Source organism: Halomonas heilongjiangensis (assembly GCF_002879645.1).
Classification (GTDB): domain Bacteria; phylum Pseudomonadota; class Gammaproteobacteria; order Pseudomonadales; family Halomonadaceae; genus Halomonas; species Halomonas heilongjiangensis.
Map to the genome: position 1 here is coordinate 89,556 of NZ_PNRE01000019.1, position 25,571 is coordinate 115,126.

The following is a 25,571-nucleotide window of genomic DNA, read 5'->3' on the forward strand; positions in this document are numbered from 1 at the left end:
GCTCGCCCCACCTGCCTGCTGGAGACCCTGCGCAATGAATCCTTCCCGTCTGCTGTCGTTGTCGCTGCTGCTGCTGGCGTTCACCGTGTTGCTGGCGGCCTGTTCGGAGAGCGACCGGCCGCTGGAGTCACCGGTGCGCCTCGAGGGCAGCATCTTCGGCAGCTTCTACCAGGTGACCATCGCCGATTCCTTGACTCAGGGCAGGGCCCGGGCGCTCGAGGAGGGCTTCCTCGAGGAGCTGGAGGCGGTGGATGCCTCGATGTCGATCTATCGTGAGGACTCGGAACTGGTGGTCTTCAACCAGTCGCCGGTGGGCGAGTGGCAACCCCTCTCCGACGAGCTGGTCGAGGTCCTGGCGATCGGCCAGTCGGTGGCCGAGGCGTCCGGGGGTGCCTTCGATACCACGCTCGGTGCCCTCGTCAACCTCTGGAGCTTCGGTTCCGAGGCCCGCCCCCGGGAAATTCCCGACGACGAGACCCTGGCCGAGCGACTGGCCGAGATCGGACCCGACAGCGTCGAACTCGACGTGGAAGGGCTCCAGGCGCGCCGCCTGCGCGATGTCTTCGTCGATCTCGGTGGCGTGGCCAAGGGCCATGGCACCGACCGGGTGGCGGCCTACCTGGATCGTCAGGGTATCGAGCACTACCTGATCAATCTCGGCGGGGACCTGAGCGTGCGCGGCTACCGCGACGGTGAAAGCCAGCCCTGGCGGATCGGCATCGAGGCTCCCCTGGACGACCGCCAGGAGGCGCGGCATGTGGTGCCGCTGCATGACGTCTCGGTGGCCACTTCCGGCGACTACCGCAACTACTTCGAGGAGGATGGTCGGCGCTACTCCCATACCCTCGATCCTCGCACCGGCCGGCCCATCGAGCACCGGCTGGCCTCGGTGACGGTGGCCCACCCCTCCAACGCCTGGGCGGATGCCTGGGCCACGGCACTGATGGTGCTGGGCGAGGAGCAGGGGATGGCGCTGGCCAGGGAGCAGGGGCTCGGCGTGCTGATGATCGTGCGCGAGGACGAGGACTGGAGCAGTCGGGTCAGCCCCGGCTTCGTCGAGATCTTCGGCGAGGCACTGACCGAGGAACTCGGCCTCGAGGTTCGGTGAGGGCAAAACCGGCTCGGCATGGAGTGCCGGAGCCGTAACCATCTAGAATGTAGCGATTGACGAGAATGGACAAGGAGTCATTGATGACGCTCGACGTGGTGATTCTGGCGGCCGGACAGGGCACGCGGATGCGCTCGACGCTGCCCAAGGTGCTGCACCGCCTGGCCGGCAAGCCGATGGTGCGGCATGTGATCGATACCGCCCAGGGGCTGGCCGCCGATCGCACCCATGTGGTGATCGGTCACGGCGCCGACCGGCTGCGTCAGGCGCTTTCCGACTGCGAGGTACGCTTCGCCCTCCAGGCGGAACAGAAAGGCACCGGCCACGCCGTCGCCCAGGCCCTGGACGGGCTCGGCAGCGGCAAGGTGCTGGTGCTCTACGGCGACGTGCCGTTGATTCGCCGCGAGACCCTGGCGACGCTGCTCGAGGGGGTCGACGAGCAGCATATGGGGCTGCTGACCGTGACCCTGCCCGATCCCGGCGGCTACGGGCGCATCCTGCGCAACGCGTCGGGCGAGGCGGTGGCCATCGTCGAGCACAAGGATGCCTCCCAGAAGGAGCTCGCCATTCGCGAGTGCAACACCGGCATCATGGCCATGACCGCGGCCCAGCTCAGGCGCTGGCTGCCGCAGCTCTCGGCCGACAACGCCCAGGGCGAGTACTACCTGACCGACGTGATCGCCATGGCGGCGGCGGAGGGGGTGAAGATCGTCACCACCCAGCCGGCCCAGGCGCTCGAAGTGGAGGGCGTCAACAATCGGGCCCAGATGGCGCGGCTGGAACGTGCCCACCAGCGCGAGCTGGCCGAACGACTGATGGCCGAAGGGGTGGCACTGCTCGATCCGGCACGGCTCGACATCCGTGGCAGCCTGACCTGCGGCCACGACGTGGAGATCGACGTGGGCTGTGTCTTCGAGGGTGACGTGGAGCTGGGGGAAGGCGTGCGCATCGGCCCCCACTGCGTGATCCGCGACAGCCATATCGGCGCCGAGACGCTGGTCGAGCCGCACAGCGTCATCGAGGGCGCGGTGGCGGCCGGCCGCAACCGCATCGGCCCCTTCGCTCGGCTACGCCCCGGTTCGCGGCTCGCGGTGGGCGCCAAGGTCGGCAACTTCGTCGAGACCAAGAACGTCGAGCTGGGCGAGGGCAGTAAGATCAATCACCTGAGCTATGTGGGCGACGCCTCGCTGGGCCGTGACGTCAATGTCGGTGCCGGCACCATCACCTGCAACTACGACGGTGCCAACAAGCATCGTACCGAGATCGGCGACGAGGCCTTCATCGGTTCCAACACCGCCCTGGTGGCGCCGGTCAGCGTCGGCAAGGGGGCCACCGTGGGGGCCGGCTCCACCATCAGCAAGGACGTGCCCGACAATGCCCTGGCGGTCTCCCGCGGTCGCCAGATCAGCAAGGCCGACTGGCCGCGGCCGACCAAGCGCCAGGAACCCTGAGGAGAGAACGCATGTGTGGAATCGTCGGTGCCGTCGCGGAGCGCAACGTCCAGGGTATCCTGCTCGAAGGGCTCAAGCGACTCGAGTATCGCGGCTATGACTCGGCGGGCATGGCCGTGCAGTCGCCCGAGGGCACCCTGCAGCGGTGCCGTGCCGTGGGCAAGGTAGTGGCCCTCGAGGAGCGACTGGTAACGGAGCCCCTGCCGGGGCGCTGCGGTATCGCCCATACCCGCTGGGCTACCCACGGCAAGCCCAGCGAGGCCAATGCCCACCCGCACCGATCCGGCGAGCGGGTGGTGGTGGTGCACAACGGCATCATCGAGAATCACGAGGCGCTGCGACACGAACTGCTCGACGCCGGCTATGCCTTCGATTCCGAAACCGATACCGAGGTGGTGGCCCACCTGGTGGACCGGGAATCCCGCGACGGTGTTGACCTGCTGACCGCGGTACAGCACGCCCTGGCCCGGCTCGAGGGGGCCTATGCCCTGGCGGTGATGCATGCCGACCAGCCCGACGTCATCGTCGGCGCCCGCAAGGGTAGCCCGCTGGTGGTGGGGGTGGGCATCGACGAGGCCTTCCTGGGCTCGGACCCCCTGGCCCTGCTGCAGGTCACCGACCGCTTCATCTATCTGGAGGAGGGCGATGTGGTGAGGCTCTCGTCACGCGGTGGTGTCGCGGTGTGCGATGCCGCGGGGCAGTCGGTCGAGCGCGAGGTGCAGACCTTCGAGCACGCTGACGGGGCGGCGAGCAAGGGCGACTATCGTCACTTCATGCTCAAGGAGATCCATGAGCAGCCGGCGGTGATCGCCGCGGCCCTGGAGGGGCGTCTGGGCGAGCGTTCGGTGCTGGTGGAGAGCTTCGGGCCCGAGGCCGAGGCATTGTTCGGCCGGGTGCGTCAGATCCATATCGTCGCCTGCGGCACCAGCTATCATGCCGGCATGGTGGCCCGTTACTGGCTGGAGCGTTTCGCCGGAGTGCCGGTCCAGGTCGAGGTCGCCTCGGAGTACCGCTACCGGCAGGTGGTAGTGCCGGAAGGGACCCTGTTCGTGACGCTCTCCCAGTCCGGTGAGACCGCCGACACCCTGGCGGCCCTGCGCTTCGCCCGCACGCGCGGCTACCTGGCCAGCCTGGCGATCTGCAACGTGCCGGGAAGTTCGCTGGTGCGCGAGTCGGACCTGACCCTGATGACCCAGGCGGGACCCGAGATCGGCGTCGCCTCGACCAAGGCCTTCACCACCCAGCTCGCCGCCCTGATGCTGTTGACCCTGGCGCTGGGCCGGGTCAAGGGCCTCGACGGCGGCGTGCAGGCCGAGCTGGTGCAGGCGCTGCGCGGTCTGCCCGGCCTGGTCGCCAGCGTACTGAAGCTCGACCCACAGATCGAGGCGCTCTCCATGGCGTTTGCCGAGAAGCAGCATGCGCTCTTCCTGGGGCGCGGGGCGCATTTCCCCATCGCCCTCGAGGGTGCGCTCAAGCTCAAGGAGATCTCCTACATCCACGCCGAGGCCTACCCGGCCGGTGAGCTCAAGCACGGCCCGCTGGCGCTGGTGGACAGCGAGATGCCGGTCATCTCCGTGGCCCCCAACGACGAGCTGCTCGACAAGCTCAAGTCCAACCTCCAGGAGGTGCGGGCCCGGGGCGGTGAGCTGTTCGTCTTCGCCGACGAGCGGGTCAAGCTGGAGGAGGAGGAGGGCATCCGGGTGCTGCGCCTGCCCCATGTCCACGAGGCGCTGGCGCCGATCCTCTACACCGTGCCGCTGCAACTGCTCAGCTACCACGTGGCGGTGCTCAAGGGCACCGACGTGGACCAGCCGCGCAACCTGGCCAAGTCCGTGACCGTGGAGTGACTCGACCGATGACATGCCAGCGTGGCGGCTGACCCTATTTCCCCTTTCTTGTTGATTGTTACTACAATACGTGGCTTGAGCTTCCGGCTGTCACAGGGGCTTTCCCGTGACAGCCGGACGTCGATGGAACGAAACAAGAAAAAGGGGAACCGACGTGGAAAACGAAAAGGGACGTTCGAGAGGCCGCTGGAAATGGATCGTCACGCTGCTGGTGGTGCTGGGCGTGGTGGCCGGGGTGGGGGCACCCAACTGGCTGGGACGACAGATCGAGCAGCAGCATGCCGACTATCTCCAGCGGCTGGCGGGGCTGGCCTATCTCCAGGTCGAGGATGCCGAGTATGAACGGGGCTGGTTCTCGGCACGGGCCGACTATGACCTCATCCTCGATCCACGCTTCGCCCTGTCGCTCAGGGAGCTGTTCGCCGGCATGGACGTGCCGGAAGAGCCGTTCCGCATCAGCGTCAGCGAGCGGATCACCCATGGCCCCTTGACCGGAGGCCTGGCCAGCCTGGAAGGCGATGCCGCGGTGTCGGGGTGGCTGGTCGAGGAAGTCGTCACCGTCGAAGGTGACCGGCCGGACTACCGCTATGATGCCCGGGTCGGTTATGACCGGGTCGTCCAGGGCGAGTGGGAGCCCATGGCGGTGGCGGTGTCCGCCGGCCCGCTGCTCAGCGACGCCGGCCTGAACACGCGCTATGTCACGGATTACCGAGGCGGTGACTTCAGCTACGATCCCGGTTCCGGCGTGTATCGCGCCACCCACCACCTGGGCCCTTCCCGCCTGGAGGAGCCCGCTGCCGTGCACACCTTCGAGGGGTCCACATCCCACCATCTGGTGCGTTTCTCGTCGGGGGTGCTTCGCGAGCTGCGACTGCAGTCCCGCGATTCCCTGACATCGTCGGAGCGCCGCGATGCCGACCGGCCACTCGATACCCGTATCGAGGGCCAGACCGTCGACATTGGACTCCATTTCGACGACCAGGGGCGTTTCGAACGCATCGTCTCGCACTTGGGTATCGAGGGGTTCCAGGGGCAGAAGCCGGATCAGTCCCTGCAGATGGATGGCATGGCACTCGAGTTCACCGGCTCGCGCCAGGACGAGTACAGCTGGTATGGAGAGCTGGGCCTCGCGTTCGATGGCCTGGACATGCGCGAGAAGGGCGCGCCGGGTGTCTCGCTCGACGCCATGCGGTTTCAACTGGGTCTGGAGCCCGAGACGGAGGCTTCACTCGCGTTGGTCACGCGCCTGTCGTCACGCGATCTGCGTATCCAGGGCATGGACGAACCGCTTCAGTACCATGTCGAATCGCGCCTTGGCCAGCTGCAGCGCGCCGGGTACGACGAGCTCTGGCGGCTGTTCTACCGGGCCATGGACGAATTCCGGTTCGACGACCCCGATGGCTCACTGGCCGTGCTCGAGCGGATGGGAGAAGCCGGCATGGCGATGATGGGGGATCGCTCGACCCTGACGGCCAAGCCGGTGACGTTACGCATTGGCGACGCGAATCTCGACATGGCACTGGAAGCCGATGTCCAGTTGCAGGACTTCGCGCTCCTTGGCGAGCAGGCGCTCTTCTCGCCGGGCAATCGGCTGGATTTCAGTGCCGACGTCTCTGCGTTGCTGTTGCACAAGCTGGCCCGCGAGTCGATCCGCCAGCAATACAACGGCCTATCGTCTCCGCCCGAGGGCAAGGAACTCGAAGCGATGGCCAAGGACCTGGTGGCGGGGGAACTGGCGTCGATGCTGGAACTCGGCATCGTTCGCCGCGAAGAAGGCGACCGCTACACGCTGCACCTGCAGCTGACGGACGGTGAGCTGTTGCTGAACGGCGAGTCCGGCGACTGGCTGCTGGGCCAGTTCTGAGGCGTCGCTGCCCATGCCGGCCCCTTGCCTTGCGGTGACAGAAGAGTGACCGGTAGGGCCGGCCTGCATCTCGGCTTGCCCATGTGGGCCAAGCAGGCGTGGCGTGGCACCCTCTATCCACCCCATGGTGGCGACGCCGGCCTGCTCGAGGAGTATGCCCGGGTGTTCTCCACCGTGGAGGGCAATACCACCTTCTACAGCGGGGCGCCGCGTCCCGAGACGGTGGCGACCTGGGCGCGCCAGGCCCCGGCGGACTTCCGCTTCTGCTTCAAGTTGCCGGCGGCCCTGACGCACCAGCGGCGCCTCGCCGGGGTCGCGGCCGACGTCGATGGCTTCCTCGAGGCCCTCGCCCCCCTGCACGACCGCCTCGGTCCGGTGATGGTCCAGCTGCCGAGAGACTTCGGTGCCGATGAGCTGCCACAGTTGGAAGGCCTGCTGTCACGCTGGCCCACAGGCATTCCCTGTGCGGTGGAGGTGCGTCACAGGGAATTTTTCCACAAGGGGACGGCCGAGATCGCCCTGAACCGGTTGTTGATAACTCACGGCGCCGACCGGGTGATGCTCGATGTACGGCCCCTCTTCTCCACACCGGCCGGCGACCATCCCGGCCTGCTCAAGGCCCAGGGCGAGAAGCCGAAACGCCCATTACACGTGCTTTCCACGGGAGGCAGGCCGCTGGTGCGCTTCATCGGCCACGTCGACCCGGCCATCAACGAGCGCTATTTCCAGCCCTGGATCGACCGCCTCGCGCTGTGGATAAAACAGGGGAAAACCCCTTTCCTGCTTGTGCATACGCCCGACAACCGGCAGGCGCCGGAACTGGCACGGCGCCTCCATTCCCGCCTGGCCGAACACTGTTCACTCCCACCGCTTCCGGGCTTCCCGGGCGAGCGCCAGGAAGCGCTGTTCTGAGATCGAGGCCGGGCAGGCGGCGTGCCTCGCGCCCCGTGAGCGGGCTTTCATCATCGGCGGCTGGCCATCAAGCGTATGATCGGATAGATTTGCGGGTTTAATGGCATATCACAGCACGATCTTGCTGACAGGTATGTCTGATATAGATCAATACCGAATACATATCGATACAGACAACAACAGGTGATTCATGTCGAAACTCGCACATGCACAGTGGTCGTCGAAGATGACCTTCGTGCTCGCCGCGGCCGGCTCTGCGGTGGGGCTGGGCAATATCTGGCGTTTCTCCTACATGGTCGGCGACAGCGGAGGCGCCGCCTTCGTGCTGGTCTACCTGATCTGCGTGGCGGTGGTCGGCATGCCGATCCTGGTCGCCGAGTGGCTGATCGGCCGCCGCGCCCAGAAGAATCCCGTCAACGCCATGGCGGAACTGGCCGGCCAGAGTGGCCAGCCGCGGGCCTGGGCGCTGCTGGGGGCCAGCGGGATACTGGCCGCCTTCCTGATCCTCTCCTTCTACAGCGTGATCGGCGGTTGGTCGCTCTCCTATACCCTGAATTCGGTGATCGGCACCTTCACCGGCCAGGATGCCGATGGGGTGAGCGCCATCTTCGGCAACCTGCTGGCCAGCCCCGGCGTGCTGCTGCTGTGGCACACGGCCTTCATGGCGCTGGTGGTGTGGATCGTCGCCCGGGGCGTGACCAAGGGCCTGGAGGGGGCGGTGCGCACCATGATGCCGGCCCTGGTGGTGCTGATGCTGATCCTGGTCGGCTACGGCATGACCACCGGCCACTTCGGCGAGGCGCTGGCCTTCATGTTCCGTCCCGACTGGAGTGCCCTCACCGGCGGCGTGGTACTGGCCGCCATGGGCCAGGCCTTCTTCACCCTGTCGCTGGGCATGGGCATCATGATGGCCTACGGCTCCTACCTGGGGGAGGAGGTCAACCTGCTCGGCACCGCGCGCACGGTGATCATCCTCGATACCGTGATCGCGTTGCTGGCGGGCCTGGCGATCTTCCCCATCGTGTTCGCCAACGGGTTGAGTGCCGGCGAAGGCCCGGGGTTGATCTTCGTCACCCTGCCGCTGGCCTTCGGCAACATGACCGGCGGCACCCTGCTCGGCCTGATGTTCTTCCTGCTGCTGACCTTCGCGGCCCTGACCTCGGCGATTTCGCTGCTCGAGCCGGTGGTGGAATTCGTCGAGGAGCGCACGCCGCTGTCCCGGGTGATGGCCACCCTGGCCGGCGGCGCGGCGGTCTGGGCGCTGGGCATCGCGGCGCTGATGTCGTTCAATGTCTGGGACGTGCCGGTGCTGTTCGGCCTCAACGTCTTCGACCTGCTGGACACCTTCACCAGCAAGATCCTGCTGCCGTTGACCGGCCTGGGCGCGATCGTCTTCGTCGCCTGGTGTCTGGAGCGCAAGAGCGTGGCCGCCGAGCTGAATCTCGCCGGTGGTGCCGAGAAACTCTGGCACCTGGTGGCGCGCTACGTGGCGCCCATCGGCGTGATCCTGGTCTTCGTCTCCAGCCTGTGAGGCGTCCAGGGATCGAGACGAGCGGCTGAGGTAACGGGGGCAAGTGCCCCGGCGAGCCCCGCCCCGGCGGGGTTCGCTGATTCTGGGGGCTTCCTCGACCCGTCACGGGTCGGGGCGTTCAGTGCATCTCGTCCTCGGCCAGTTCGTCCTCGGGCAACGGGGCGATGTCCCGGGACAGACGCTTGAACTCGTTGTGCAGCTCGATGCCGCGGCGGGCGCGTAGGTTGCGCTGGGCGGCGGTCCGTGAGCGTTGCTCGTGTTCGGCGACCTGCATGCTCATGAAGATGTCGAGAAGTTCACTCTTCAGGGAGGTTAACCGTTCGACATTGCGCATGATCGACTCTCCTGTCTGCAGTGAATGTGCCGGCATCATGGACGCTGCGCGACACTGCAATTCTTACTATACCTCACTTGACAGAATGATGACGACGTGGGCCGGTCGGAGACAACGCTGTGCCAACGCAAGGCCAGGCAGGCGGTTCCCGGGCAGAATGCCGCGGCCAGTGCGCATCGCCCTTCGGCTTGGGGCATACTGTGACCATGAACCCGCCATCGTTTTCGTCGCTTCGCCCCCCGGGGGTGGCGACCCGCAAGCAAGGAGTTCCGCGTGAGCCGCGCCCTGTTCGATGAGATGAGACGTCGCATGGAGCACTTCCGCCGCTCCGAGCAGAAGGTCGCGCGCTTCGTGCTGCGCAACCCCGAGGAAGTCATCCACATGCGCATCGTCGACCTGGCCACCGAGGCCAAGGTCAGCGAGCCGACGGTGGTGCGCTTCTGCCGCGCCCTGGGCTGCAACGGTTTCCAGGACTTCAAGCTCAAGCTCGCCCAGATGCTGGCCACCGGCAGCCAGTTCGCCCAGTTCTCGATGAACGACAGCGACTCGGTGGCGGAATTCTCCCACAGTATCTTCGACTCCACCGTGGGTACCCTGCTGTCGGTGCGCGACCGACTCGACAACGAGGCGTTGAGCCGTGCGATCAACGCCCTGGCCATGGCCAACCGCGTCGAATTCTACGGCTTCGGCGCCTCCGGCGCGGTGGCCTTCGACGCCCAGCACAAGTTCTTCCGCCTGCAGATCTCCACCGCCGCCTATGCCGACCCGCACATGCAGAACATGTCGGCGGTGACCCTGGGCGACGGTGACGTGGTGGTGGCGATCTCCCAGACCGGCCGCACCCGGGCGCTGGTGGCCAGCGTGCGCCTGGCCCGCGAGGCCGGGGCCACGGTGATCGGGCTGTGTCCCAGCGGCTCGCCGCTGGCCGAGGAGGTCACCCTGCCGCTCTACATCGACGTCCACGAGGACACCGAGATCTACACACCGATGAGTTCGCGCATCGCCCACCTGGTGCTGGTCGACGTGCTCGCCGTGGGGGTGGCCAAGACCCGCGGACCCAAGCTCGCCGAGCAGCTCAAGGCGGTGAAGAAGAGCCTCACCCCGCTGCGCTTTCCCGAACAGGAAGGCAAGCCGTAGCCACCTGAAGACGCGGCTTTCCCGGCGACAGGTCGATGCGGAGGCGCTGTGAACCCATCCTTGGGCGCTACATTCGTCATCCCTGACGAATGACCTCCGCTTCGACCTGTCCCCGGCGCCGCTCGCCGCGATGATTGGGCTGGCTGATATGCTAAGCTGGGTCTCCATTTTCGACCCGGCTTTCCCCGCACCATGGACGACGTCACGGCGATTCTCGACCACCTGAACACCGCCCAGCGCGAGGCGGTCAGCGCCCCCCAGGGCAACATGCTGGTGCTGGCCGGCGCCGGTTCCGGCAAGACCCGGGTGCTGGTGCATCGCATCGCCTGGCTGATGCAGGCCGAGGGGCTCTCGCCCTATGCGGTGCTCGCCGTGACCTTCACCAACAAGGCGGCCCGCGAGATGCGCACCCGCCTCGAGGCACTGCTCGGCCTGTCGCTGCGCAACGTCTGGGTCGGCACCTTCCACTCCATCGCCCACCGCCTGCTGCGTACCCACTGGCAGGACGCGCGACTGCCCCAGCACTTCCAGATCATCGACTCGGACGACCAGCTGCGGTTGATCAAGCGCCTGCTCAAGGATCACCGCATCGACGACGAACGCTTCCCGCCGCGCCAGGTGCAGTCGTTCATCTCGGGGTGCAAGGAGGAGGGGCTGCGCCCCCATCAGGTCGACGCCCATGGCGACGCCTACATGGGGCAGATGGTCGAGCTCTACGAGCACTATCAGCTGACCTGCGAGCGGGGCGGGCTGGTCGACTTCGGCGAGCTGCTGCTGCGGAGCCTGGAGCTGCTGCGCGACACTCCCGCGCTGCTCGCCCACTACCAGGAGCGCTTCGCCCACGTGCTGGTCGACGAGTTCCAGGACACCAACACCCTGCAGTACGCCTGGCTCAAGCTGCTCTCAGGGATGAAGACGCCGATGACGGTGGTCGGCGACGACGACCAGTCGATCTACGGCTGGCGCGGCGCCCGGGTCGAGAACATTCGCCGCTTCGAGCAGGAGTTCCGCGATACCCGCACCGTGCGCCTGGAGCAGAACTACCGCTCCACCAGCGCCATCCTCGACGCCGCCAACGCCCTGATCAGCCACAACACCTCGCGCATGGGCAAGGAGCTGTGGACCGCCGGCAGTCGCGGCGAGCCGATCTCGGTCTATGCGGGCTTCAATGATCTCGATGAAGCCCGCTTCATCGTCGATACGATCAGGGAGAAGGTGAACGAGGGCCACGCTCGCCGCGAGATCGCCATTCTCTATCGCTCCAACGCCCAGTCCCGGGTGCTCGAGGAGACCCTGATCCGCCAGGGCGTCCCCTACCGTATCTACGGTGGCCAGCGCTTCTACGAGCGGCTCGAGATCAAGAACGCCCTGGCCTACCTGCGACTGCTGCTCAACCGCGACGACGACGCCTCGCTCGAGCGGGTGATCAACGTCCCGGCCCGGGGCATCGGCACCCGCACCGTGGAGCTCCTGCGCGAGCGTGCCCGGCACACCGGGGTCTCGCTGTGGCAGGCGCTGCACGACGGCCTCGGTGACGCCTCGCTCAGGGGCCGGGCCGGCACGGCGGTGAAGGCCTTCGCCGACCTGATCGAGCGGCTCGACAACGACACCGCCGGGCTGGCACTCCACGAGATCATCGACCACGTCAACGAGGTCTCCGGGCTGGTCGAGCACCACCGCAGCGAGAAGGGCGAGAAGGGCCAGGCGAGGGTCGAGAACCTCGAGGAACTGGTCACGGCGGCCCGTGCCTTCACCCAGGGCGAGGCCCTGGACCCGCCCGTGGCCGGCGAGGGGGCCGTGGCGCTGGAGGCCTTCCTCGCCGAGGCGGCGCTCAACGCCGGCGACCACGAGGCCGACGACTTCGAGGACTGCGTGCAGCTGATGACCCTGCACTCGGCCAAAGGGCTGGAGTTCCCGGTGGTGTTCATTGCCGGGGTCGAGGAGGGGCTGTTTCCCCACCGCATGTCCATCGAGGAGCCGGGACGCCTCGAGGAGGAGCGTCGGCTCTGCTACGTGGGCCTGACCCGCGCCATGCGCAAGCTCTACCTGACCCACGCCGAACTGCGCCGCCTGCACGGCAAGGAGACCTTCCAGCGGCCGTCGCGCTTCCTGCGCGAGCTCCCCGAGGAGCACCTCGAGGAGGTGCGCCTGCGCGGGCAGATCTCGCGGCCGGTGACCGCCAGCCGCCCGGCCGTGGGCCTCTCGCGTCAGACCTCGGTCAACGGTGGCGGCGACCTGCCGAGCCTGAGCCTCGGGCAGCGGGTCCAACACCCGGTGTTCGGCGAGGGGGTGATTCTCAACGCCGAGGGTGAGGGCGAGCGTGCCCGGGTGCAGGTCAGCTTCGAGGGTGAGGGCGACAAGTGGCTGGTGCTGGGCTTCGCCAAGCTGACGCCGCTGTAGGCATCGACCGAGTTTCCGTTGACGTCCACGTCAAAGGGCCGCGCTTGCCGGGCAATTCAGCATTGAAGCATACTCACTGGCGGACATACCGCGCTTCGGGAACCGCTGATTCATCGCTCGAGCGGCTCCCGGGATGAGCTCGGATCAGAACAATCACCAGGAGTCACGCTCGCCATGCAACGCCGTCTTTTTCTCAAGAACAGCCTCAAGACCGTGGGTCTCGGTGCCGCCGGTGTCGTCGCCGCGCCTTTCGTTTCCACCGCCAAGGCCCAGGAGACCATCACCTGGGACATGGTGACCTCCTGGCCGAAGAACTTCCCCGCCCTGGGCACCGGCGCCAACGACTTCGCCGAGCGCATCGAGAAGCTCTCCAACGGTCGCATGCGCATTCGCGTGCACGGGGCCGGCGAGCTGGTACCGGCGCTGGAGGTCTTCGATGCGGTCGCCGCCGGCACCGCCGAGATGGGCCACTCCGCCTCCTACTATTGGCGCGGCAAGGTCGCGGCCTCCCAGTTCTTCACCGCCGTGCCCTTCGGCATGAACACCACCGAGACCAACGCCTGGCTCTACCACGGCGGCGGTCAGGAACTGTGGGACGAGGTCTACGCCAAGCACAACCTCAAGCCGTTCCCGGTGGGCAACACCGGTACCCAGATGGCCGGCTGGTTCAAGAAGGAGATCAACTCGCTCGCGGACATGCAGGGCCTCAAGCTGCGGCTGCCGGGCCTGGCCGGCGAGGCGATGAACGGCATCGGCGTCACCACGGTGAACATGCCCGGCGGCGAGATCTTCACCTCCATGCAGACCGGCGTGCTCGACGCCGCCGATTGGGTCGGCCCCTACAACGACCTGGCCTTCGGCCTGCATCAGGTGGCCGACTACTACTACACGTCGGTGTGGAACGAGCCCAGTGCGATCCTGGAAGGGACCGTCAACCTGGATGCCTGGAACGCCCTGCCCGACGATCTCAAGGACGTGGTGCGCGAAGCCGCCAAGGCCTCGAACCTGTCGATGATCAGCGAATTCGCCTATCGCAATGCCCAGGCCCTGGACACCCTGGTCAACGAGCATGGCGTACAACTGCGCACCTTCCCGGAGGACGTCATGGCGGCGCTCTATGACTCCTCCATGGAAGCGATCCAGGCGCAGGTCGACAGCGACCCGGACTCGGCCAAGGTCTACGAGTCCTATCTCGCCTTCCAGAAGCTGGTGCGGCCGTTCAGCGACATCGGTGAATACTCCTACCTGAAGGGGCGAGATGCGGTAGGGATGTGACCGCCGGCGGGTCGCTCAAGCTCATGGGCGCCCAGGTGGCGCCCATGCTCGGTCATGGGGGTCAGTCGTTCTGGCGTACGGCGCGGATGCGGCCGTTGTCGTCCAGCGCCACCATCACGAAGCGCGCCTCGGTGACCTTGTGCAGCTCGTCCGGGTCGCGCTCCTGGGGCGAGCGGATCCACACCTCCACGTCGATCTTGATCGAGCTGTGGCCGATCTCGCGCACGGTGGTGAAGATGTTGACCATCGAGCCGACGCGTACCGGGCAGAGGAAGTCCATGGCCTCGATGGCCACGGTGGCGGTGCGGCCGCGGGCCTCGCGGCCGGCGGCCAGCTCGGCGGCCTGATCCATGCGGGCGACCAGCCAGCCACCGGCGATATCGCCGTGGAGGTTGGTATCCTGGCGGCTCGCCAGCAGCTTGAGGGTCAACTGGCCCTGGGGGGCGGGTACATCATCGAGTTCGGTCATGATGGGCGTCTGCCTGACTTGTTGTTGTGCAATTCCATGAGGGTAGTTGCCGGTCGACGGTGGCAGGCCGGTCAACAGCGGCATGGTATACGCTGGACGTGCCTCGTCACCAGTATTGCGACATCATGACTCGCCCCAGGGGGCGTTTCTCGGGAGGCAGCATGCTACGACGCGGGAAGGTACGACGCCGCTGGCTGGGTGTCCTGATGCTGGTGCTGACGATGCCCATGGCCATGGCCGACGAAGTGGTGGGCACCCTGGGGGCGGTCGGGTCGGATACCCTGGCCGGGCTGATGCTGCGTTGGGGGGAACAACTCACCGACCGGCATCCCGGCGTCCGACTGCAGCTGCAGGCCAGCGGCTCCGCCAGTGCCCCGCCGGCGCTGATGGCGGGCACGACACGGCTGGGGCCCATGTCCCGGGCCATGTCCGACGCCGAACGCGGCGACTTCGTCGAGCACCATGGCTATCCCCCGGTAGCGATCGAGGTCGCGCGGGATGCCCTGGTGGTGGTGGTACATCGCCACAACCCACTGGAGGGCCTGCGTCTCACCGAGGTGGATGCGATCTTCTCGGATACCCGCCGCTGCGGTGGTGAGCAGGCCATCACCCGTTGGCGCGAGCTGGGCATCGAGCGACCGGATGGGCCGCTCGCGCTGCATGGCCGCAATGCCGCCTCGGGCACCTACGGGCTGTTCAGGCAACGCGCGCTGTGCAACGGCGACTTCCGGGTCCGCCTCGACGAGCATCCCGGCTCGGCGGCGGTGGTGGCGGCGGTGGCGGCGTCGCCGCGCGCCATCGGCTACGCCGGCCGCAACCACCTCACGGCGGGGGTTCGCGCCCTGACCCTGGTCGATGCCGAGGGTAACGCCTACCGTCCGGACCCCGAGCGCGTTCGCCAGGGCGACTACCCCCTCTCCCGGACCCTCTACCTCTATCTCAACCTGCCCCCGGGCCAGGCGCTGCCCGGCCCCGAGCGCGCCTTCGTCGAGCTGATCCTCTCGCCCGAAGGGCAGGAGACGGTAACCGAACTCGGCTTCGTCGCCCTGCCCCAGGCGACCCTGGAACGCCAGCGCCGACGGCTGGGGTTGAACGATGCCCCCTGACCCTGTCACGGGAATGTCATGATTCTGTCGTATTCTGCTGGTGCAACTCCTCGAAGGCCGTGGCCATGAGCGACCCCTCCCCGTCACTGCATCTGCGGCAACGCCTGCGCCGGGGCCGCGATCGTCTGGCCACCGCGCTGATCACCGCCGGCGGCATCGGGGTGGTGGCCGCGCTGCTGGCCATCGGGGTCTTCCTGGTGGTGGAAGTACTGCCGCTGTTCTGGCCCGCCCCGGCTGACACCGGCGCCGACGTGAGCTGGCAGGCGCTGTGGCTGCCGCAATCCTACGAGGGCTACGACGCGCCACAGCATCGCTGGCAGCCCACGGTGACCTCGGCGGAGGAACGACCGCAGTACGGCATGACCCCGCTCGTCTGGGGGACCCTCAAGGCAGCGGCCTGGGCACTGGTGATCGCCGTGCCGCTGGCGCTGGGGGCGGCGATCCACTCCGCCTTGTTCATGTCGCGGCGGCTGCGCAGCCGCATCAAGCCCACCCTGGAGCTGATGGAGGCGCTGCCCGGCGTGGTGATCGGCTTCATCGCCGGCCTGGTGCTGGCCCCCTGGGTGGAGCGGCACCTGGCCGGGGCCCTGGCGATGGTGGTGCTGCTGCCGCCGGGGGTGTTGATCGCCGGCTGGGGCTGGACGCGCCTGCCGGCACCGCTGCGTCGCGGCCTGCCGCTGGGCTGGGCGGGGCTCTGGCTGATCCCCTGGTTGCTGGTGCTGGTGACTGCGGCGCTGGCCCTCGCCCCCTGGCTGGAGGCCGGGTGGTTCGGCGGTGACCTGCGCGGCTGGCTGGAGACCCGCCTGGGGCTCGAGTATGCCAGCCGCAATGCCGTGATCGTCGGGCTGGCCATGGGGTTCGCGGTGATGCCCAGCATCTACGCCCTGGCCGAGGACGCGCTGTCCGGCGTCCCGGCCAGCCTCGCCGAGGGCGCCCAGGCGCTGGGCGCGACCCGCTGGCAGACCCTGTGGCAGGTCATGCTGCCCGCGGCCAGCCCAGGGGTCTTCTCGGCGGTGATGATCGGTGCCGGTCGGGCGGTGGGCGAGACGATGATCGTGCTGATGGCCAGTGGCAATGCCGCGCTGATGACCCTGAGCCCCTTCGATGGCATGCGCTCGATGGCCGCCAGCATCGCCATCGAGCTGCCCGAGGCCGCTCTCGGCGGTACCCACTACCGGCTGCTGCTGCTGGCGGCCCTGGCGCTGTTCGTCTTCACCTTCCTGGTCAATACCCTGGCCGAGGTGGTGCGTGTTCGACTGCGGCGCCGCTACCGGCGCCTGGGCGGTGCACCATGATGCCCCGCGTCCTTCCCCGGCGGCGCTGGGGCGAGGGGCCCTGGCCCTGGCTGGCGGCAGGCAGCGTGGCGCTGTCGCTGCTGGCGCTGGGCGCCCTGCTGCTGCTGTTGGCGGGGCGTGGCCTGGGCCACTTCTGGCCGGCGCCGGTGGCCCTGGTCGAGCTCGAGAATGGCCACCGGCTGGCCGGCGAGGCGGTGAAGGAGGAGCCGCCAGGCGAGGAGGCGAGCGGAACCCGCGGGCGCGAGCGGCTCTATCGCACCGCGAACCGCGACCTGGACGCTGGCAGCTGGACCTGGGTGGCGCTGGAGGCGATCGCCGACGTGAGTCATCCGAGCGAACTGGTGGTGCTCGAGCGTCGCCGCTGGGGGGACTTCATCGGCCGGCTGGTGGCGGTGGAGCGCGACGGACGCGCGCTCGGCGAGGGAGCATCGGCCTGGCCGGTGCTCCAGGCGCGCCTCGATGCGCTGCAGGCGCTGCGCGACGAGCAGGCCAGGCTGCGCCGGGAGTCGATCCTGCCGCTGGCGGCACGCTTGGCGGCCGGCCCCGACGCCGAGGCGAGCCGAGAGCTGGCCCTGGCCAATGCCCGGCGGCGCGCGCTCCAGGCCGAGGCGGACCGTGATCGCCTGGTGCTGGAGAGCGTCGACGGCCGACGACTGGAGCAGCCGCTGGCCGAGGTGGTGCGCGCCTGGCGACCCAATGCCATGTCGCCGCTCGAGAAGCTCGCCGCCTGGGGCCAGGGCGTCTGGCGCTTCCTCTCCGAGGGACCGCGGGCCGCGAATACCGCCGGCGGGGTATGGCCGGCGATCTTCGGTACCGTGCTGATGGTGCTGCTGATGTCGGTGCTGGTCACCCCCTTCGGCGTGCTCGCGGCGGTCTATCTCAACGAGGTGGCGCACCAGGGGCGCCTCACCCGGCTGGTGCGCATCGCCGTGCGCAACCTGGCCGGGGTGCCGTCGATCGTCTACGGCGTCTTCGGCCTGGGGGTGTTCGTCCATGGCATCGGTGGCTCACTGGATGGCTGGTTCTTCGAGGAGGCACTGCCCTCGCCGACCTTCGGCACCGGGGGGCTGCTGTGGGCGTCGCTGACCCTGGCGCTGCTGACCCTGCCGGTGGTGATCGTGGCCACCGAGGAGGGGTTGGCGCGGATCCCCGACCACCAGCGCGAGGGCGCCCTGGCCCTGGGCGCCACCCGCCTGGAGATGCTCGCCCGGGTGGTGCTGCCCATGGCGGCGCCGGCGATGCTCACCGGGGTGATCCTGGCGGTGGCGAGGGCCGCCGGTGAGGTGGCGCCGCTGATGCTGGTGGGGGTGGCCAAGCTGGCGCCTCAGGTGCCGGTGGACGGTGACTTCCCCTTCCTGCATCTTGACAGGAAGTTCATGCACCTGGGCTACCACATCTTCGACACGGCCTTCCACGGCGGCGATGTCCAGGCCGCCTTGCCACTGGTCTACGCCACCGCGCTGCTGCTGGTGCTGGTGATCCTGGTGCTTAACCTGACTGCAATATTTCTGCGCCATCATCTGAAGGTGCGTCATGGGGCGCTGCCGCGCGTCTGATCGTCGGACGCCGTGGTGCCGGGAGGAGTGAGCTCGATGTCCGTGTTTCCGCAGCCGCGAACGTCTTCGATCGGGCCGATTCTCGATGTCGACCGCGAGGCCAGTTGCCTGGAGATCGAGGGCCTGAGCCTCGCCTATGGCGACAAGCCGGCACTGCGCGGTCTCGCGTTGCGAGTGCCCCGGCATCGGGTGACGGCCTTCATCGGGCCCTCGGGCTGCGGCAAGTCGACCCTGCTGCGGGCTCTCAATCGCCTCCACGACCTCAACGAGGAGGTCCGCCACGAGGGGAGAATCCTGCTCGAGGGGCAGGACATCCACGCCCCCGAGGTGGCGGTGGCCGAGCTGCGGCGGCGGGTGGGCATGGTGTTCCAGGTACCCAACCCCTTCCCGATGTCGATCTACGACAACGTGGCCTTCGGTCTGCGCCTGCTGGGCGGGATGCGCCGGCGGCAGATGGACGACGTGGTCGAGTGGGCTCTGACCTCGGCGGCACTGTGGCACGAGGTGAAGGATCGCCTGAGGGCCTCGGCCTGGTCGCTGTCCGGTGGCCAGCAGCAGCGCCTGGTGATCGCCCGGACCCTGGCGGTGAGGCCCGAGGTGCTGCTGCTCGACGAGCCGGCCTCGGCCCTGGACCCCATCTCGACGCTGAAGATCGAGGAACTGATCCGCAATCTCAAGTCGCAGCTGACCCTGGTGCTGGTTACCCACAACATGCAGCAGGCGGCACGGGTCTCCGACTACACCGCCTTCCTGCAGGAGGGGGAGCTGGTGGAGTACGGCCCCACCGACGACCTGTTCACCAACCCGCGCCTGCGGCGTACCGAGAACTACATTACCGGGCGCATGGCCTGACGCCCTGCCCCCAGGAGAGCCTCATGGACATCACCAGCGATACGCATAGCCAGCATATCTCCCGGCAGTTCAACCAGGAGCTCGAGGAGCTCAAGACCCGCCTGATGGCCATGGGGGGGCTGGTCGAGAAGCAGGTCCAGGACGCGGTCACCGCGCTGCTCGACGGCGATACCCGCCTGGCCGAGCGGGTGATCGACAACGACAATCAGGTCAACGCCATGCAGATCCGCCTCGACGAGGAGTGCACCCGGGTACTGGCCCGCCGCCAGCCGGCGGCGTCCGACCTGCGCCTGGTGCTGGCGGTGATCCGCGCCGCCTCGGACCTCGAGCGCATCGGCGACGAGGCCAGCAAGATCGCCCGCAACGCCATCGGCCTGGTGGAGGCCGACAACGGTTCCCGCGGCTTCGTCGAGGTGAGGCTGATCAGCGAGCATGTGCGCATGATGGTGCGCGACGCCCTGACCTCGTTCGCCCGTTTCGATACCGAGCTGGCCCTCAAGGTGGTCCACGAGGACGAGCAGGTGGACAGCGAGTACCAGAGCGCCATGCGCGCGCTGATGACCTTCATGATGGAGGACGCCCGCGCGATCTCGCCGGTGCTCAGCGTGATGTGGATCCTGCGCGCCCTGGAGCGCATCGGCGATCATGCCAACAACCTGGCCGAGTATGTGGTCTATCTGGTCAAGGGGCTCGACATCCGTCACACCGACCCGGACGAACTCGACGAGCAGTCGCTGACCCGCAAGGGTTGACCGGCAAGCGGGTTTGGCCGTCAATGACGCAGGCCACCGTCTCCGGGCGGTGGCCTGTCGTGTTGTTGAGTGCGTCGCTTCCTCGAGGTCCCCCATGCTCGATGCCTTCTCGGCCCTTTCCCGCGGTACCCGGCTGGTCTATACCCGCGGCCTGCGCCGCTATGTCTTCGTGCCCATCGCCGTCAACCTGCTGGTCTATGCGGCCATGCTGCGCTACGTGCTGGCCAACTTCGGTCTCTGGCTCGACGGCTGGATGGCCATGGTCCCCGGCTGGCTCGCCTGGCTCTCCTGGCTGATCTGGCCGCTGTTCGTGATCAGCCTGGTGCTGATCGTGTTCTTCACCTTCACCCTGGTGACCCACCTGATCGCTGCGCCCTTCTACGGCTTCCTGGCGGCGAAGGTCGAGGTGGTCGCCACCGGCCGGCCGCCGCTGGACGACCGGGGCCTGGCGAGGACCGCGGTGGACGCCCTGGGCCGCGAGCTGGTCAAGCTGGCCTACATCCTGCCGCGCATGGCGCTGCTGTTCGTGATCAGCTGGATCCCGTTGCTCAATCTGGTCGCCCCGCTGCTGTGGCTGGCCTTCTCGGCCTGGATCATGGCCATCACCTACCTCGACTATCCCATGGACAACAACAAGGTGAGCTTCGCCGACATGCGCCGCCGCCTCGCCGCCCGCTGGTGGCCGACGCTGAGCTACGGTGGCTGGGTGACCCTGATCACCTGGATCCCGCTGGCCAACCTCTTCCTGCTGCCCGGCGCCGTGGCCGCCGCGGTGCTGATGTGGGAACGCCACTATCGTGGCCAGTGCGATCTTTCGCCGCATTGAGCGGCTTCCCCGGAGCGACCTGCTATCCTCAGGCAAACCCCAACACCGACAAGGACCTATGCAAGATGCGCGTGATCGCCTCCCTGCTGCTGGCCGCCGGCCTGGTGCTCTCCACCGTCGCCACGGCCCACGACTATCGCCTGGATGACGTGCGGGTCAGCCACCCCTTTGCCACCCCGGCACCGCCCGGCGTGCCCCACGGCGCGGCCTATGTGGACATCGGCGTGGAGGGGGATGAGCCCGCCGTGCTGGTGGGCGCCCGCAGTCCGGCGAGCGAGACGGTCGAGTTCCATGACATGTCCATGGACGACGGCGTGATGCGGATGCGCCGGGTCGAACGGATCGATATCCCCGCCGGCACCCTCCAGACCATGCGTCCGGGCGGCGGTTATCACCTGATGCTGATGAACCTCGTCACCCCGCTCAACGAGGGCGAGCGCTTCCCGCTGACCCTGGAGTTCGCCGAACGCGGCGAGATCGAGGTGGAGGTCTGGGTACAGGGCGCCCGGGAGGGCAGCGGCGACGCCGCGGATCACCATCACTGAGGCGGGGCAGGGAAGCCCGCCGGCCCAGGGGGCAGGGCAGCTTATCGATCTCGATGCCGGTGGCCGCGGTGACGGCCGGCAGCGGTGACAGCAACAGGCTGGCCACGTAGTAGATGACCGCCCCGAGGAGCGAGCCGGTGAACCAGCCGTAGTCGTAGAACCAGTACAGGGTGCCGGTGGTCAGCGACAGGAGGGTCAGCGACACCGGTATGCCGAAGGCGATGAAGCCGGCGACATTGACGGCCGGGTAGGCCTGCCCATCCCGATACAGGCTCGGCACGTCGAGCTGCTGGCGCTTGATCAGGAAATAGTCCACCGCCATGATCCCGGCGATCGGCCCCAGCAGGCTGGAATACCCCAGCAGCCAATTCGGCTTTCGCATCGTCGAGGAGATGAAGGACGGGCTGTCGCGCTGGATGGCCGCGAAGGGCTACCGCTCGATCGAGGCGTTCTCCGGCAGGGCGGTGACCAACACCACCGACTGGAAGCACCTCGACATGAACTTCCGGACCATCGCCCACATCGACCAGGACGCGTGCATCCAGTGCGGGCGCTGCTACATCGCCTGCGAGGACACCTCGCACCAGTCGATCGCCAAGGGCCCTTTCGGAAAATCGATAAAAAACAAGCCTATACTCGGATCATACACAAGTAGCCACCACGGCGACAGCGAGGGGGCCTAGGGCGCGGGATCGAGCGAGCCGCGGGGACTGGCCGGGGCGGCGGAGGCGGGTGCCGCCAGGCGGGCGGCCGGATACACGCAGCGGAACAGGGCGCCGTGGCCGGGGCGGGAGTCGATCTCCAGGCGGGCGTCGTGGCGCAACAGCACGTGCTTGACGATGGCCAGGCCCAGGCCGGTGCCGCCGCTGGCGGCGCTGCGCCCCTTGTCGACCCGGTAGAAGCGTTCGGTGAGCCGGGGGAGATGCACCGGGTCGATGCCGTCGCCGTCGTCCTCCACCTCCAGGCAGGCGCCCTGGGGGTGGGGCCTCCAGCGCAGGGTGACCCGGCACCCCTCGGCGGTGTAGCGCACGGCGTTGAAGGCGAGGTTGGAGATGGCGCTGCGGATCTCCTGCTCGCTGCCGATCAGTCGCCGCGTTTCCTCGACCTCCACGGTGATTCGCTGGCGCCCGGCGGAGAGCGCCTCGGCATCGCGGCGTACGCTCTCCAGCAGGGTGTCCATGGCCAGGGGCGCGTGGTCGTCGCCGCCCTGGTCGATCTCCAGCCGCGAGAGCAGCAGCAGGTCGTTGACCAGGTTCTGCATGCGCGTGGTCTGCTCCTGCATCCGGGTCAGGCCGCGGACCAGGCGCGGGGGAAGGCCCTCGACCAGGTCGTGGTAGGTCTCCAGATAGCCGGTCAGCACGGTCAGGGGCGTTCGCAGCTCATGGGAGACGTTGGCCACGAAATCGCGGCGCATCTCCTCCAGGCGGTGCAGGCGGGTGATGTCGCGGGCCATCAGCAGCCGCTCGTCGTCGCCGTAGAGGGTGATCTGGAACTGCAGGATCAGCCGTTCGTCGATCGGCGAGGGCAGGGTCAACGGCTCGCGGTAATCGCGGGCGTGGAAGTAGTCGACGAAGCGCGGGTCGCGGATCAGGTTGGTGACGTGCTGGCCACGGTCGTGGGCGGCCTCCAGGCCGAGCATCCGGGTGGCGGCACTGTTCCACCACTCCAGGTCGCCGTGCCGGTCGAGCATCACCACGCTGTCGTGCATCGCCTCGGAGGATTCCTGGATACGCTTGAGGGTGCTGCGCAGCCGGCTCTGGGTGAGGCGCTGGCCCTTCTGGTAACGGTAGAGGCGGTCGAACAGCTCGCCCCACAGGCCGCTGGCGGCGGGGGGCTCGGCATGGGGGTTGTGGGTCAGCCAGGTGTGCAGGGCGTGCAGCTGGCGCAGGTGGTGGAGCAGGCAGAGGGCCAGGCCGGCGGCGAGTCCGAGGCCGGGGGCCGAGAACGTCCAGCCTGCCAGGGCGCCGATGCCGGCGAGCAGGCCCAGGCGCCAGAGTTCACGGCTCCAGGGGCGCACGTCAACCCTTGGCGGAGAATCGGTAGCCGGTGCCGCGCACGGTCTGGATCAGATGCTGGTGGGCGTCGCCCAGTGCCTTGCGCAGGCGGCGGATATGCACGTCCACGGTACGCTCCTCGACATAGACATTGCCGCCCCACACCTGGTCGAGCAGCTGACTGCGAGTGTAGGCGCGCTCCTGATGGGTCATGAAGAACTGCAGCAGGCGGTACTCGGTGGGTCCCATCTCCAGGGCGCGGCCGGCGGAGCTGACCCGGTGGCTGACCGGGTCGAGCAGCAGCCCGTCGACCTCCACCGGATCCTCCACGCCCCGCGGCGTGGAGCGACGCAGCACGGCCTTGAGGCGTGCCACCAGCTCCCGCGGCGAGAAGGGCTTGGTGATGTAGTCGTCGGCGCCGGCCTCGAGGCCCTGGATCTTGTTGTCCTCCTCGCCCTTGGCGGTGAGCATGATGATCGGCAACTCGCTGGTGGCCTCCTCGCGCTTGAGCCGCCTGGCGAGCTCGATGCCGCTGGTGCCGGGCATCATCCAGTCGAGCAGCAGCAGGTCGGGCTGGTGGTCGACGACCATGGCGTGGGCGGTCTGGGCGTTGTCGGCCTCGAGCACGCGATAGTCGGCCATCTCCAGTGCCACCGCGATCATCTCGCGGATCGGTGCTTCATCATCGACGATCAGAACGGTCTTGGCGGTCATCCCGGGGCCTCGTGGTCAATGACGGGTCGATGACGATGACAGCATGTCCTTGTGACAATAACGTGACAGTGCCGTGCCGCGCCAGGTTCAGCCGCCCTCCAGCGCCGGCCACAGGCTGAGCGCGATACCGGCGAACACCACCAGGCCCGACCAGTGGTTGTTGAGGAAGGCCTGGAAGCAGCGCTCGCGATCCCGGTGGCGGATCAGGAACTGCTGATGGATGAAGGTCGCCGCCATGGCCGCCAGCCCCACCCAGAAGAAGCCGCCCAGGGCCAGGCGGGTACCGGCCCAGGCCAGCAGCACCAGCGTCAGCCCCTGCAGCAGGCCGATCATCAGCCGATCGGCGTGGCCGAACAGCACGGCGGTGGACTTGATGCCGATCTTCAGGTCGTCGTCGCGGTCGACCATGGCGTATTCGGTGTCGTAGGCCACGGTCCAGGCCACGTTGGCGAGGAACAGCAGCCAGGCCTCGGCCGGGACCCGTCCCAGCACCGCGCCGAAGGCCATGGGGATCGCCCAGGAGAAGGCGGCGCCCAGGAACAGCTGCGGCAGGTGGGTGTAGCGCTTCATGAAGGGGTAGATGAAGGCCAGCACCACGCCCACCAGAGAGAGCATCACGGTGAACGGGTTGGTGAACCAGACCAGCACGAAGGCGGCGCTCACCAGCACCAGGAACAGCGCCTGGGCCTCGCCTTCGCCGATACGCCCGGTGGCCAGGGGGCGGTGCCTGGTGCGCTTGACGTGGCCGTCGAAGTGGCGATCGGCATAGTCGTTGACCACGCAGCCGGCGGCACGCATCAGGTAGACCCCGGCGACGAAGATCAGCAGCACGTCGCGGCCGGGCACGCCCTCGGCGGCGAACCACAGGGCCCAGAGGGTGGGCCACATCAGCAGCCAGGTGCCGATCGGGCGGTCGAGGCGCGTCAGCTGCAGGAAGTCGGGCACTCGGGCCAGGCCCTTGGGGCGCATCAGGGATCGGTCCATCTCGTCCTCGTGATATCCGGTTTGGCTGCCACGGAGCCTAGCGCGAAGGCAGCCCCAGGTCATCCGCCATGCGCTCGAGAAAGAACTCCTGCACCAGGACCGCGAAGCGCCCGTGGCGGAACACCGAGCGTCGCCCCCAGGGGCCGCTGGCCGCATGGAAGGGCGGCGGTGAGGCGGTGACCTCGATGGGGCTGCGCTCCAGGCCCGGCTGGCGGAACAGCCAGCTGCCCAGCGAACGCTCGCCGAGCCGCTCGAGGCGTTGGCCGCGCAACCGGGCCAAGGGTGCCACCGAGCGGGCCACCACCCAGGGGTGCCCGTCGAGGCACAGTGCGACCTCGCGGCACCAGGCATGGCGGGGGTAGGGAAGGCCCAGTACCCGGGCCTCGTCGTGCCGGGGGCGAATCAGCCGCTGGTCGAGCAGCCGGACCCGGAAGCGCCGCTCGCCGCCGGCGGCGATCAAGCGCGCGGTGAGGGAGTCGCGTGAGGCGACCCACCGCCACCAGTCGGGGCTCATGGCCGGACGGGCCGCCGCCAGGGGCCGCCAGCCGGGAGGGGGGCGGGTCTCGGGCGTCTGGTCGTCGTGCACCGGGTCGCTCCGCGTCACGTTGTCTATCCAGGT

At 68.1% G+C, this 25,571-nt stretch carries 22 protein-coding genes and 2 pseudogenes; 17 read left to right on the forward strand and 7 right to left on the reverse strand.

Annotated elements, in window-relative coordinates:
- The first annotated feature begins 34 nt into the window (after positions 1–34).
- From C1H66_RS03640 to C1H66_RS03665, 6 genes are all read left to right on the forward strand, one after another.
- Positions 35–1,108 (forward strand): FAD:protein FMN transferase, encoded by a 1,074-nt coding sequence (locus C1H66_RS03640; protein ID WP_102626552.1) that lies wholly within the window; start codon positions 35–37, stop codon positions 1,106–1,108.
- Positions 1,109–1,191: 83 nt separating this feature from the next.
- Positions 1,192–2,559 carry a bifunctional UDP-N-acetylglucosamine diphosphorylase/glucosamine-1-phosphate N-acetyltransferase GlmU gene (gene glmU, locus C1H66_RS03645; protein ID WP_102626553.1) on the forward strand — a complete coding sequence of 456 codons (1,368 nt, stop codon included), beginning with the start codon at positions 1,192–1,194 and terminating at the stop codon, positions 2,557–2,559.
- Positions 2,560–2,570: 11 nt separating this feature from the next.
- Positions 2,571–4,406, forward strand: a complete 1,836-nt coding sequence (glmS, locus tag C1H66_RS03650; protein ID WP_102626554.1) for a glutamine--fructose-6-phosphate transaminase (isomerizing) — start codon at positions 2,571–2,573, stop codon at positions 4,404–4,406.
- A gap of 154 nt (positions 4,407–4,560) precedes the next feature.
- Positions 4,561–6,270, forward strand: coding sequence for a DUF945 family protein (locus C1H66_RS03655; protein ID WP_170064078.1), 1,710 nt, complete (start codon positions 4,561–4,563; stop codon positions 6,268–6,270).
- Positions 6,271–6,351: 81 nt separating this feature from the next.
- Positions 6,352–7,182, forward strand: a complete 831-nt coding sequence (locus tag C1H66_RS03660) for a DUF72 domain-containing protein (protein WP_102626556.1) — start codon at positions 6,352–6,354, stop codon at positions 7,180–7,182.
- Positions 7,183–7,372: 190 nt separating this feature from the next.
- On the forward strand, positions 7,373–8,713 hold the full coding sequence (locus C1H66_RS03665; RefSeq protein WP_102626557.1) for a sodium-dependent transporter: 1,341 nt from the start codon (positions 7,373–7,375) through the stop codon (positions 8,711–8,713).
- Positions 8,714–8,831: 118 nt separating this feature from the next.
- On the opposite strand, the gene C1H66_RS03670 is transcribed toward C1H66_RS03665, so the two are convergent.
- A complete protein-coding gene (locus tag C1H66_RS03670) occupies positions 8,832–9,047 on the reverse strand; it encodes a PA3496 family putative envelope integrity protein (protein ID WP_102626558.1) in 216 nt (71 codons plus the stop codon).
- A gap of 273 nt (positions 9,048–9,320) precedes the next feature.
- Here C1H66_RS03670 and hexR point away from each other — a divergent pair, with 273 nt between their 5' ends.
- The 3 genes from hexR to C1H66_RS03685 all read left to right on the forward strand — a co-directional run bounded on the left by hexR (position 9,321) and on the right by C1H66_RS03685 (position 13,859).
- Complete coding sequence (hexR, locus tag C1H66_RS03675) at positions 9,321–10,184, forward strand: transcriptional regulator HexR (protein ID WP_102626559.1); 864 nt, start codon at positions 9,321–9,323, stop codon at positions 10,182–10,184.
- Positions 10,185–10,376: 192 nt separating this feature from the next.
- Complete coding sequence (uvrD, locus tag C1H66_RS03680) at positions 10,377–12,584, forward strand: DNA helicase II (RefSeq protein ID WP_102626560.1); 2,208 nt, start codon at positions 10,377–10,379, stop codon at positions 12,582–12,584.
- A gap of 174 nt (positions 12,585–12,758) precedes the next feature.
- Positions 12,759–13,859: a TRAP transporter substrate-binding protein gene (locus C1H66_RS03685; RefSeq protein ID WP_102626561.1), complete on the forward strand. Its 1,101-nt coding sequence runs from the start codon at positions 12,759–12,761 to the stop codon at positions 13,857–13,859.
- Between the two features lie 61 nt (positions 13,860–13,920).
- On the opposite strand, the gene C1H66_RS03690 is transcribed toward C1H66_RS03685, so the two are convergent.
- Complete coding sequence (locus tag C1H66_RS03690) at positions 13,921–14,328, reverse strand: acyl-CoA thioesterase (protein WP_102626562.1); 408 nt, start codon at positions 14,326–14,328, stop codon at positions 13,921–13,923.
- Between the two features lie 161 nt (positions 14,329–14,489).
- On the opposite strand from C1H66_RS03690, the gene C1H66_RS03695 reads away from it, so the two are divergent.
- The 7 genes from C1H66_RS03695 (at position 14,490) to C1H66_RS03725 (ending at position 21,260) form a co-directional block, all read left to right on the forward strand.
- A complete protein-coding gene (locus C1H66_RS03695; RefSeq protein ID WP_102626563.1) occupies positions 14,490–15,434 on the forward strand; it encodes a PstS family phosphate ABC transporter substrate-binding protein in 945 nt (314 codons plus the stop codon).
- Positions 15,435–15,499: 65 nt separating this feature from the next.
- Complete coding sequence (locus C1H66_RS03700; RefSeq protein ID WP_102626564.1) at positions 15,500–16,729, forward strand: ABC transporter permease subunit; 1,230 nt, start codon at positions 15,500–15,502, stop codon at positions 16,727–16,729.
- Positions 16,729–18,285 carry a phosphate ABC transporter permease PstA gene (gene pstA, locus C1H66_RS03705; protein ID WP_102626565.1) on the forward strand — a complete coding sequence of 519 codons (1,557 nt, stop codon included), beginning with the start codon at positions 16,729–16,731 and terminating at the stop codon, positions 18,283–18,285. Before C1H66_RS03700 ends, pstA begins: the two co-directional genes overlap by 1 nt.
- 36 nt (positions 18,286–18,321) lie before the next feature.
- A complete protein-coding gene (pstB, locus tag C1H66_RS03710; protein WP_102626566.1) occupies positions 18,322–19,137 on the forward strand; it encodes a phosphate ABC transporter ATP-binding protein PstB in 816 nt (271 codons plus the stop codon).
- Positions 19,138–19,160: 23 nt separating this feature from the next.
- Positions 19,161–19,889 (forward strand): phosphate signaling complex protein PhoU, encoded by a 729-nt coding sequence (gene phoU / locus C1H66_RS03715; protein WP_102626567.1) that lies wholly within the window; start codon positions 19,161–19,163, stop codon positions 19,887–19,889.
- 94 nt (positions 19,890–19,983) lie between these two features.
- The gene (gene cysZ / locus C1H66_RS03720) at positions 19,984–20,715 is read left to right on the forward strand and encodes a sulfate transporter CysZ (protein ID WP_102626568.1); all 732 of its coding nucleotides are present in this window, start codon (positions 19,984–19,986) and stop codon (positions 20,713–20,715) included.
- 65 nt (positions 20,716–20,780) lie between these two features.
- Positions 20,781–21,260, forward strand: a complete 480-nt coding sequence (locus C1H66_RS03725; protein ID WP_102626569.1) for a copper chaperone PCu(A)C — start codon at positions 20,781–20,783, stop codon at positions 21,258–21,260.
- Between the two features lie 76 nt (positions 21,261–21,336).
- On the opposite strand, the pseudogene C1H66_RS03730 reads toward C1H66_RS03725, so the two are convergent.
- Positions 21,337–21,630: pseudogene (locus C1H66_RS03730) on the reverse strand (cytosine permease); the annotation flags it as partial.
- A gap of 1 nt (position 21,631) precedes the next feature.
- Between C1H66_RS03730 and C1H66_RS03735 the strand changes: the two are divergent.
- Positions 21,632–21,859, forward strand: a pseudogene (locus tag C1H66_RS03735) (4Fe-4S dicluster-binding protein); the annotation flags it as partial.
- Positions 21,860–21,939: 80 nt separating this feature from the next.
- Here the strand turns inward: C1H66_RS03735 and phoR are convergent.
- The 4 genes from phoR to C1H66_RS03755 all read right to left on the reverse strand — a co-directional run bounded on the left by phoR (position 21,940) and on the right by C1H66_RS03755 (position 25,556).
- On the reverse strand, positions 21,940–23,277 hold the full coding sequence (gene phoR / locus C1H66_RS03740) for a phosphate regulon sensor histidine kinase PhoR (protein WP_102626570.1): 1,338 nt from the start codon (positions 23,275–23,277) through the stop codon (positions 21,940–21,942).
- A gap of 1 nt (position 23,278) precedes the next feature.
- A complete protein-coding gene (gene phoB / locus C1H66_RS03745; protein ID WP_102626571.1) occupies positions 23,279–23,968 on the reverse strand; it encodes a phosphate regulon transcriptional regulator PhoB in 690 nt (229 codons plus the stop codon).
- A gap of 87 nt (positions 23,969–24,055) precedes the next feature.
- Entirely contained in the window at positions 24,056–24,952 is an 897-nt protein-coding gene (gene ubiA, locus C1H66_RS03750) for a 4-hydroxybenzoate octaprenyltransferase (protein ID WP_102626572.1), read from the reverse strand.
- Between the two features lie 37 nt (positions 24,953–24,989).
- On the reverse strand, positions 24,990–25,556 hold the full coding sequence (locus C1H66_RS03755) for a chorismate--pyruvate lyase family protein (protein WP_370741205.1): 567 nt from the start codon (positions 25,554–25,556) through the stop codon (positions 24,990–24,992).
- Between the last annotated feature and the right edge of the window lie 15 nt (positions 25,557–25,571).